This is a genomic window from Pelatocladus sp., assembly GCF_059505505.1.
Genome location: NZ_JCACKS010000079.1, coordinates 1 through 10641, shown reverse-complemented (window position 1 = coordinate 10641; position 10641 = coordinate 1). Strand labels below are relative to the sequence as shown.

General features: G+C 39.7%; 11 protein-coding genes. 7 read left to right on the top strand and 4 right to left on the bottom strand.

Annotated features, from left to right (window positions below; genetic code table 11):
* Window positions 1–298: 298 nt before the first annotated feature.
* Both AC5JMK_RS07370 and AC5JMK_RS07365 read right to left on the bottom strand, forming a co-directional pair.
* Window positions 299–985, bottom strand: a complete 687-nt coding sequence (locus AC5JMK_RS07370; protein ID WP_495909772.1) for a response regulator transcription factor — start codon at window positions 983–985, stop codon at window positions 299–301.
* A 1-nt stretch (window position 986) separates the two neighbouring features.
* Window positions 987–2090 (bottom strand): sensor histidine kinase, encoded by a 1104-nt coding sequence (locus AC5JMK_RS07365; RefSeq protein ID WP_495909771.1) that lies wholly within the window; start codon window positions 2088–2090, stop codon window positions 987–989.
* A gap of 280 nt (window positions 2091–2370) precedes the next feature.
* On the opposite strand from AC5JMK_RS07365, the gene AC5JMK_RS07360 reads away from it, so the two are divergent.
* From AC5JMK_RS07360 to AC5JMK_RS07335, 6 genes are read left to right on the top strand one after another with little or no spacing between them, the layout of a single operon-like run.
* Window positions 2371–2652 (top strand): TrkA C-terminal domain-containing protein, encoded by a 282-nt coding sequence (locus tag AC5JMK_RS07360; protein WP_495909770.1) that lies wholly within the window; start codon window positions 2371–2373, stop codon window positions 2650–2652.
* Between the two features lie 27 nt (window positions 2653–2679).
* On the top strand, window positions 2680–4365 hold the full coding sequence (gene kdpA / locus AC5JMK_RS07355; protein ID WP_495909769.1) for a potassium-transporting ATPase subunit KdpA: 1686 nt from the start codon (window positions 2680–2682) through the stop codon (window positions 4363–4365).
* 52 nt (window positions 4366–4417) lie between these two features.
* Entirely contained in the window at window positions 4418–6487 is a 2070-nt protein-coding gene (gene kdpB / locus AC5JMK_RS07350; RefSeq protein WP_495909768.1) for a potassium-transporting ATPase subunit KdpB, read from the top strand.
* Between the two features lie 44 nt (window positions 6488–6531).
* Window positions 6532–6753, top strand: a complete 222-nt coding sequence (locus tag AC5JMK_RS07345; RefSeq protein WP_495909767.1) for a potassium-transporting ATPase subunit F — start codon at window positions 6532–6534, stop codon at window positions 6751–6753.
* Window positions 6753–7334, top strand: coding sequence for a K(+)-transporting ATPase subunit C (gene kdpC / locus AC5JMK_RS07340; protein WP_495909766.1), 582 nt, complete (start codon window positions 6753–6755; stop codon window positions 7332–7334). Before AC5JMK_RS07345 ends, kdpC begins: the two co-directional genes overlap by 1 nt.
* 52 nt (window positions 7335–7386) lie before the next feature.
* Entirely contained in the window at window positions 7387–8535 is a 1149-nt protein-coding gene (locus AC5JMK_RS07335; RefSeq protein WP_495909765.1) for a sensor protein KdpD, read from the top strand.
* Here the strand turns inward: AC5JMK_RS07335 and AC5JMK_RS07330 are convergent.
* A complete protein-coding gene (locus AC5JMK_RS07330; protein WP_495909764.1) occupies window positions 8469–9512 on the bottom strand; it encodes an IS4 family transposase in 1044 nt (347 codons plus the stop codon). The genes AC5JMK_RS07335 and AC5JMK_RS07330 overlap by 67 nt on opposite strands.
* Entirely contained in the window at window positions 9487–9861 is a 375-nt protein-coding gene (locus tag AC5JMK_RS07325) for a hypothetical protein (protein WP_495909763.1), read from the bottom strand. The genes AC5JMK_RS07330 and AC5JMK_RS07325 overlap by 26 nt, the downstream gene beginning before the upstream one ends.
* Window positions 9862–10050: 189 nt before the next feature.
* Here AC5JMK_RS07325 and AC5JMK_RS07320 point away from each other — a divergent pair, with 189 nt between their 5' ends.
* Entirely contained in the window at window positions 10051–10608 is a 558-nt protein-coding gene (locus AC5JMK_RS07320; protein WP_495909762.1) for an IS630 family transposase, read from the top strand.
* Window positions 10609–10641: the final 33 nt, after the last annotated feature.

Genomic DNA, 10641 nt, shown 5'->3' with positions numbered 1-10641 from the left:
GATAAATTTCAAACATAGTTGTTTTTCTCTATCCAGAGTGATGAAAGAGCGCTAAATAACTTCTATAACAACCCCTTGGGGAATATAACCCCAACAAAAGCCCAGTCATCCCGGCTGGGTTTTTGAGTCTTGAGCGATCGCCGCTTTATAGTAGAGGAAAAAATGGTATTAAAAACCACAAAGTAAGAAACGCTTTGACTGAATTTCTTACTTTAGTTGCCACAAGCCGCACCAGATCAATGCTTTTGAGAGCCAATGCTGTTTACTGTTCTTGCGCGATAATGGCTCAAGGTGATTGCTACTCTTCTACAATCAAGTCACTTTTAATTAGGCGTTTTTGTAAAGCAACAACAACAGCTTGAGTGCGATCGCCTACTCCCAATTTATGCAAAATCGCATGGACATGTACTCTAACTGTTCCAGGTGTAATGTAGAGTGTCAGGGCAATTTCTTGATTAGTTTTTCCGGCTGCCAACAGTGACAAAATTTCTAGTTCGCGTTGAGTTAGAGGATTGGAGGGTTTTAAAATATTTTCTGAGTTAGGTTGACCAGAATCAGATGCAAAAGTAGAACGAATTTCTTTGGTTGCAGTTTCATCCCACCAGGATGCCCCAGCAGCAACAGAACGAAGTGCCAGTACTAATTTTTCTGCTGCCACTCCCTTGAGACAATAGCCTTGAGCGCCCAACTCAACTAATTGTGCAATTAGAGACTTTTGAGAATGGGAAGTCAAAACTAAAACTGGTAATTGGGGATTTTGCTGCTTAATTTGGCGACAGGTTTCTATTCCCCCAATTCCTGGTAATCCTACATCTAATAGCACCACATCGAAAGATTTTTGGTTAATTAATTCAATAGCTGTTTCTCCATCTTCAACTTCAGCAACAATTTCTAACTCTGCTTCTTGTTGCAATCTCACGCGCAAACCCAAGCGGAAGAGTTCATCATCTTCAACCAGAAGAATTTTAATCGAGGTAGATGGCATCTTACACAGTAAGAGAAGATTGAGACGGATAAACGGGAAGCTTGAAAGCAAACATTGCACCGATAGGTACTCTGTTCTCTGCCCAAATTATACCGTCGTGAGCTGCAATAATTTGTCGAGATAGATAAAGCCCTAATCCAGAACCTTTAGCTTGGCGTTGGCTATGTCCCTGGTAAAATTGGTCAAATAAATGGGAAAATTGTTCGGACTGAATACCTGCACCTGTGTCTAAAATTTTCACGACTTGATAAGAAGCTTGGGGTTCTAACACCATTTCTACACGCTCACCGCGCCGAGAATGATTGATAGCATTAACTAAAAGATTATTAAAAACTCGTTGAAGTTGCAAAGCATCACCCTTAACCCATAGCGATCGCCGCCAATCAGAGTCGCCATAATTAAGTGAAAGATAAATGCGACGGCTGGCTGCTAACTCTGAGAGAGTGCTAGCAGCTTCCTGTGCCAAGATAGCTAAATCTACAGGTGCTAAGTTGAGTTTTAAGCCTTCTGTATCATTGCGGTAAATATCTAACAAAGTTTCTAGCAGTTGTAAGGAAGTTTGATGACTACGTGTCATTGTGGCTAAAATTTGGTGCTGTGCTGGTGAGACAGCACCAAATTTTTCTTGTTCAAAAGCTTTGAGAGTTTCAATTGCTCCCAAGAGGGGCGTTTTTAAATCATGAGTGAGGGTGGAAGCAAAATCTTCACGGACTCTAGATAATTCCTCTTGAGCTTCTAGTTTGGTACGAGTCAGAGCGATCGCTTCTTGCGAACGGCGTAGGCGATCGCTCAAAACACCTGTGACAATTAATGCCATTGCTGCGATCGCTCTACTAGCGATCGTCGGAATCTTCATGACTTCACCTCCTGGCACTACAAGATTCAGCATGGTTAAGCACACAGCAACAAAGGTAGTTTGAAAAGTACTGCGCCTCCCCAACCAGGAGTTTGCTAACAAAATCGGCCCTGTATAGAGATAGCCAAATACATATTCATTAGGTGTAGAGTACTCCAGAATTAGTACAACTATAAATAGACCTGCTATTAACAGGGATTTGCCTAAAAGCGATTCTCTATGAAGTAATCTAACTTTGAAATCTATCATTTAGGACATGATGATTACTATATACATTAGTATAACTAAAAATTATATTTATCTCTAAATTAACCATAGCAGATTATTAACCAATCAATAAAGCGTTTAGATAAAAATAAACATAATAAACGCTTAATATATATTACTCGATAAACACTATATACAAAAAATAAACGCTGTTTTATATCCTTCTATTACTTGTTTTGACTCACAATTTAGTCAATTATATTAATTGTTAGCAACTAGATAACGTTGTCCCTAATGTTCTCTATAATCGCAAAAATGCATTATGGCATTAGGTTTAATAAGTGTAAAAATAATGAGTAATAGCTGCCATTGTGGTAAAGCTTTAACTAGCTTATTCTTACCAGAAAGCTGCATAGTTATTGGCATGATTAGAAATAATCAAGTCATCTTAGCAAGTGCCGATCCCATAATTTGGTATGGAGATTACCTACTAGCTGTTGCTTTAAGTTCAGCCTCAGTTCCTATGCTAAATTTTGTCCTTAATAAAAAACATCCAGTTCACTACTCACCCAAAGAGTGTTTCATTAAAAAGCCAACAATATAAAAATCTATCAGGAGATTCTTGAAATTCATGTTACAAGGATGGATACAAATTGCTTTAACATTGCTGATAGTCATAGTAACTACTCCTCTACTGGGGAAGTATATAGCTCGCGTTTTCATGGGAGAAAAAACACTTCTTGATGCGCTAATGAATCCCCTAGAAAAAGTTATTTATGTCTTTAGTGGTATACGTCCCCAAGAAGAAATGACAGGTTGGCAGTATGCCAAAGCAGTACTTTATAGCAATTTTGTCACGGGGATTTTAGTTTATTTAATCTTGATGCTGCAAGGATGGTTGCCGCTAAATCCTACAAATTTAGATGCGCCAAGTTGGGATTTAGCACTGCATACTGCCATTTCTTTTGTCACTAATACCAACCAACAGCATTATTCTGGTGAGACAACCTTTAGCTATGCCAGCCAAACTTTTGCCCTGGGTTTCTTGATGTTTACCTCAGCGGCGACGGGTTTAGCAGTAGGAATTGCCTTTATTCGCGGTTTAACTGGTAGATCGTTAGGCAACTTTTACAGCGATTTAATTAAGTCAATTACACGAATTTTGCTACCCATATCTGTGATTGGTGGCTTGTTATTGATTTTGGCAGGTGTACCCGAAACCTTAGCAGGTTCAGCTACAGTAACCACTTTAGAAGGTACAACTCAAGTAATTGCCCGTGGCCCGGTTGCCCACTTTGAAATTATTAAAGAACTAGGAGAAAACGGTGGTGGCTTTTTTGGTATCAACTCAGCCCATCCTTACGAAAATCCCAATGGCTTTACAAACTTGTTAGAGACTTGCATCATGATTGCCATCCCCGCATCACTGATTTATACCTACGGCATATTTGCTAATAACCATAAACAAGCATGGCTAGTGTTTTGGATGGTCTTTATCATTTTTGTCTTTTTAGTAGGTGTTGCCGCAGTAGGCGAATTTCAAGGAAATCCCCTTATTAATCCACTATTAGGAGAACAGCAACCCAACTTAGAAGGCAAAGAAGTACGATTTGGATGGGCGCAAACAGCACTTTGGGCAGTCATGACTACAGCAACTATGTGTGGTGCTGTTAATGGTATGCACGATTCCTTAATGCCGCCTGGAGGATTTGCCACTCTCTTTAATATGTTTTTGCAAATTATTTGGGGAGGTCAAGGAACTGGTACAGCTTACCTATTTATTTATCTAATTTTGGCAGTATTCTTGACTGGGTTAATGGTAGGACGAACACCAGAATTTTTAGGACGCAAAATTGAGAAAAAAGAAATTGTCCTAGCCAGCGTTGTCTTATTAGTTCACCCTTTTGCTATTCTCATCCCTTGGGCTATTACTTTCGGCTTTCCCGATACCCTTTCAGGCATTAGTAATCCAGGTTTTCATGGAGTTTCTCAGGTAGTTTACGAATACGCTTCCGCCGCCGCAAATAACGGTTCTGGCTTTGAAGGATTAAACGATAACACTTTATGGTGGAACCTCACCGCCAGCGTCAGTATTTTGGCAGGACGTTATATCGCAATTATTGCACTGCTACTTTTGGCAGACAACATGTCTCGCAAGCAACCTGTTCCTATGACTACCGGCACTCTGAGAACTGACACTATACTTTTCACGGGAGTTACAAGTGGTGTGATTTTAATTCTTGGCGCTCTCACGTTCTTTCCCACACTGGTTTTAGGCCCCATAGCAGAGGCATTTCTGATTGCTAGAGGTGGATAAATATTCTCTTGTTTGCACCTTTATATGAGTTTTTGAAATTAATTAATCACCAATGACACCATCTACTAAATCGCGACAAAAACGCAAACATACACCCAAAGCCAAACCAGCCGGACTTTACAGACGCGCATTTAAGCAAGCATTTGTCAAGCTGCATCCGCGTAACATGCTAAAAAATCCAGTGATGTTCGTAGTTTGGTTGGGTACGATCGTTACAGCACTGGTAACAATTGCACCAAACTTATTTGGCCCAACACCTGGCGACAACCCCAGATTATTCAATGGTTTAATTACTCTGATTTTGTTCCTCACCGTTGTCTTTGCCAACTTTGCGGAAGCTGTAGCTGAAGGACGAGGTAAAGCTCAAGCAGATGCCTTGCGATCGGCAAAATCTGATGCTAAAGCCAAAAAACTCCTTGCTGATGGTTCCATCGAAGAGATTAGTTCTACAGTCTTACGTCGTGGCGACCAAATCAAGGTAACTGCTGGGGATGTTATTCCTGCTGATGGGGAGGTGATTAAAGGTATTGCCTCTGTAGATGAATCTGCAATCACGGGAGAATCAGCACCAGTACTAAAAGAACCAGGGTCAGATATTGCTAGTTCCGTGACTGGAGGAACGCGTATCACCTCCGATGAGCTAATTATTCGGGTAACTGCTGACCCTGGTCAAGGTTTTCTTGACCGCATGATTGGTTTAGTAGAAGGAGCTTCTCGCAGCAAAACACCTAATGAAATCGCCCTGACTGTTTTGTTGGCAGTTCTTACTCAGGTATTTTTGGTTGTGATTGCTACTTTACCTACGGTGTCAGTATACATCAACTCACCTCTTAGTATTGCCGTACTCATAGCTTTACTTGTAGCACTGATTCCTACCACGATTGGCGGATTATTAAGTGCGATTGGGATTGCTGGAATGGATAGAGTCGCCCAGTTTAATGTCATTGCGACTTCCGGACGGGCGGTTGAAGCTTGCGGGGATATCAACACCCTGATATTGGACAAAACAGGTACGATTACTTTGGGAAACCGTTTAGCAGAGGAATTTATTCCCGTTAACGGTCATTCTATGGAGAAGGTAGCAAAAGTTGCTCTCAAATCAAGTATATTTGACGAAACACCAGAAGGAAAATCCATCGTCAAACTGGCAGAGAAATTAGGGGCAAAATTAGATTTTGACCCCAAACAAGCAGAAGGTATTGAGTTTTCTGCCAAAACGCGGATGAGTGGCACTGATTTACCCAACGAGGTGCAAATTCGTAAAGGTGCAGTCGATGCGATTAAAGGATTTGTGCGTTCTCGTAATGGAAAATTAACCCCTGAACTTGATACCACCTTTGAGCGAATTTCTCGATTAGGTGGTACTCCATTAGCACTTTGTAAAAATGATGAGATCTACGGTGTAATTTATCTCAAAGATATTATTAAACCGGGGATTCGAGAACGGTTTGATCAAATGCGGCGGATGGGAATTAAAACCATTATGCTAACTGGAGATAACCGCATTACTGCATCTGTGATTGCCGAAGAAGCAGGAGTTGATGACTTTATCGCCGAAGCTACACCTGAAGACAAAATTGAGGTGATTCGGACAGAACAAGCCCAAGGCAAGCTCGTAGCAATGACTGGAGATGGTACTAATGATGCCCCAGCTTTAGCTCAAGCAAATGTAGGTGTGGCGATGAATACAGGCACTCAAGCGGCGAAAGAAGCTGCTAATATGGTAGACCTCGATTCTGATCCTACTAAGTTAATTGATATCGTCACCATTGGTAAACAATTGCTAATTACCCGTGGCGCACTCACCACTTTTTCTGTTGCTAACGATATCGCCAAGTATTTTGCTATCCTTCCTGCTATCTTCGCAGGTATTGGTGTTGGTACTCTCAATATTATGGGTTTGGCAAGTACCCAATCTGCTGTTTTATCAGCTTTGATTTACAACGCCTTAGTGATTCCAGCACTCATTCCATTAGCACTAACTGGTGTTAAATTTCGACCACTAACAGCAGATCGACTTTTACAACGCAATATTTTTATCTATGGACTTGGTGGCGTTCTTATTCCTTTCTTTGCCATCAAAATCATTGATATTTTGATTGTGTCCATAGGTCTAGCTTAGTCCAAAATCTGCATTAGTTGGCGTTTCAATTCACTATTTTAATTATGAAGAATGTATTTGACTTGATTGGCGAAAAACCAAATCGCATTCCTTTATCTCTATTTTTACTGCTTTGCTTGAATGTACTTCTAGCGCCAGCAGTACAAGCCGCAACACCGAGCGAAATATCACGTTTTGCGTCTTATGCTATTGCCCTTTTAGGACTCGTGACTCTGAGCATAAGTGTTTATTTATTCGTAGTCATTTTTCAACCGGAGAAATTCTGATGAATCAACTCAATAAAGCTATTCGTTCTACCTTGGCTTTGTGGCTACTAACAGCTTTCCTCTATCCTTTATTCATGCTAATTTGCGGACAGATAGCATTGCCTTTTCAGGCTAATGGGAGCTTAATTACCAACAACCAAGGTACAGTTATAGGTTCTGCCTTAATCGGTCAACCCTTTAATAGCGATCGCTATTTCTGGAATCGTCCCAGCACTGTAAAATATAGCACAGATCCAGAAGTTGCCAAAACCGGGATATCAGGAGCTAGCAACCTCGCACCCAGCAATCCTGAACTCCTCAAACGCATTCAAGTGGAAGTAGCACGGCTCAAACAAGCCAATATACAACCAACTGCTGATTTAGTTTATACTTCCGGTTCCGGTTTAGATCCTCACATTAGCATTGCAGCAGCCCAAGCACAGGTGCGACGTATCGCCAGCGCCCGTAATCTTAACTTAGCCCAAATTCAAACTTTGGTATCTCAAAACACTGATAGTAGATTCCTGGGAATTTTTGGTGAACCAGGAGTTAATGTTTTACGGCTAAATCTAGCTTTAGATGCTTTACAGCCCGGAAGTTAACTTAATATCAAGCCGCAACAATTGCCAATTTACCCAGTATTTTGTTAATGATATGATTCATTCGCACACCCCATCCCCCGACAGTTCTTATATTCGTCCTCATCGACGCGGAAAACATAAGATTTTTATTGGCATGGCTCCCGGTGTCGGCAAAACTTACAAAATGCTGGAAGAAGCACATCAACTCAAACAAGATGGGATTGATGTAGTTATCGGTATCTTAGAAACTCATGGACGCAAAGATACGGCAATGAAAGCTGCTGGAATCGAGGTAGTTTCCCAAAAAGCCTGTATCCATCAGAATGTCACTCTACAAGAAATGGACACAGAGGCAATTTTGCAACGCTCTCCTCAACTAGTTCTAGTGGATGAACTTGCTCATACTAATGTTCCTGGTTCTCAACGAGAAAAGCGCTATCAAAACGTAGAAGTAATTTTAGCAAATGGAATTGATGTTTATTCCACTGTTAATATTCAACATTTGGAAAGTTTAAACGATCTAGTAGCAAGAATTACAGGTGTGGTGGTGCGAGAGCGCATTCCTGATTATGTACTTGATGAAGCTGATGCTGTTGTTGTGATTGATGTTACTCCAGAAACTCTAGAAGAACGCTTACAAGAAGGCAAAATTTATGCTCCTGAAAAAATCGAACAATCTCTGAAAAACTTCTTTCAGCGCCGTAATCTCATTGCTTTAAGAGAACTAGCATTAAGAGAAGTAGCAGATACCGTTGAGGAAGAAGCAAATACTTCCAACTTGGTAGGACAAAAGTGCAATGTTCACGAACGAGTTTTAGTATGTATATCTACTTATCCTGATTCAGTGCAATTACTACGTCGAGGCGCACGCATCGCCAATTATATGAATGCGCGACTGTACACTGTGTTTGTAGCATATTCCGAACGTTTCCTTACCAAAGAAGAGAGTTTGCATATCGATACATGCAAGAAATTATGTCAAGATTTTGGTGGCGAATTTTTACACTTTAAGAGCCAAAGTATCGCCAAGAAAATTGCTCAAGTTGCAGTGGATTATCACATCACTCAAATTATTATTGGTGAAAGCCAACAGTCCTCATGGAAAAGATGGCTTAAAGGTTCTTTCACACAAAGATTAATAAAGTTAATCAGACATCAAAAAATAGATTTACATATTATCGCTACCGATAATTGTTGTCTTGATTTTTTCATTAAAGGATAAGCTTTTGGGCGACGTTTTCGGACTCTCGGCTCACAGCGACCAGGACGTTGTGGAACTTCTTTATGAATTAAGATATTTAATAATGTTTTGTAAATCTGCAATAGTACTTTTTCCGAAGCATTTGATAATTTGGGGATAAAATTATCAAAGTGATGGCGAGTACCTTGTAACGATAAATTGAAATGAGATACTTTCCTCTTAGAAGCAGCTTCAATCATCAAGGTTCTTAGAAGATTATAAGCTAATAAAAATGCCCAAATTTCCTTACGTACTAATGATGGTGTTTTGCCTCGAAGAACATCCATTCCCAAAGTAGTTTTTAGATGTTTTAAATTTACTTCCACACTCCATCTTTCACCATAAAGTCTAACTATTTTCACAGTTGAATATATTTCTTCATCAATTAATGTTGTAATTAAACTAACCTGCTTTGTGCGAAACCCAGGAATATTAATGTAAAAGTAAATCTCTCTTACCATTAAAGTTTCTGGTAATAAATCGAACTCTTCTTTTGTTAAGCCATTAGGACACTTTCTCGGCTTGTTCCAAGTTACTAACTTATCACATTCTCCGACTATCTTTCCATGTCGCATCTCGGTTTTCCGACTTTGATGTTTACGAAAAACAGCATCACACTCAAGGCTTTTTATTTTTACTAAGTCCGCATATGCACAGAAAGCTCTATCTCCTAGAAGCACATCCCCTGGATTTAAAAATTCATATAGTTTCCTTGCAAGTTGAATATCATGAGTCTTAAAAATATCTATGACTAAAGCAATCACGGCACCAGTTGCAAGACTAAAAATCACCCCGACTTTTGCAATTGTAAAACCACAACCGCACGCTTGATTTTTATGTTGTGGATATTCTTTTTGATTAGCTTCTGTATCGGGCATTGAAACGTTAGAACCATCTATAACTTTTACACTTCGTCCACACCATAAATACTCTTCACTTACTTTTTTTTTCAATACCATCTGCTATTTTATAAAATAATTTCTCCAGTAACAATTCTGGTAATCTAATACGCGCTTGACAGTATCCACTTGTATCTGTTGAAGGAACTTCTACTCCTTCTTCGACGAGGTGGGCGATGATTCTACTAACAGTATTATGACAACTTTTATCAACATCTAACACTTGAGATAAAAATGCCCATAATGTTACTACTGGAGTAAATAGACGACATCTATATTTAATTTTTAATTCCCTAATAATTTCATTGAGCGTTGCCTCTGGTAATAATTCTTTAAAAGGCAATCCAATACTATTACTAAATTTATGCTTGAGAATGTCTACCCTTTTTGACACAGTATAAGTAGTCATTTTTAATTCCCCCGATATCTGATCTAGTTTGACTGGATAGATCGGGGTTTTTCTACAGGGTAAGAAAGTATCAATTTTAACTACTTTGCCTTCTTTCTATAATTATTGGACTGGTACCTAAAAAATCAATAATTTTACTGCGCTGCTTTTATATGCGAATTCCCCTTGACATATAAAGATTTCAAGCTCTTGTTCCATATATGTTTCGGCTTATCTTCGTGCCATTCAGTTACAGCTTATCTTAGTGCCATTCACCTCTGTCAAGATGAAGCTAGGGTTGGACTCAAAACCCTAACAGGGAAAGTAATTACTGCTGCTGGAGTTAAGCCTACTGTTGAGGTTAAATGGAAACGAGACAATTTTTGGATCTATGGCGCGATTGAACCAATGAGTGGAAAATATTTTCAGCATGAGTACCCCAAACTCAACGGTAACTATTTTCAACAGTTTTTGGACTGGTTATCTCAGCAATTAGGCGAAGACTACGCAATTTTACAAATTGACCAAGCTCCTGCTCATACAAGTTCGGCTATTCGCTGGCCAGAAAATATTATTCCTTTGCTTCAACCGCCTCATTCCCCTGAGCTTAACCCGATCGAAAGGCTTTGGGAATTCCTTAAGAAACCACTTAAAAATCAACTTTTCTCTGACTTACAAAATTTACGCGATCGCATCCAGGAAATATTCAGCCAACTTACATCGCAGCAGGTGATATCTATTTCCTCTTCAATACCTTCGCCAAAATAAAGAGGGCTTTCCGTAGTAGAGTTATTGTTTACC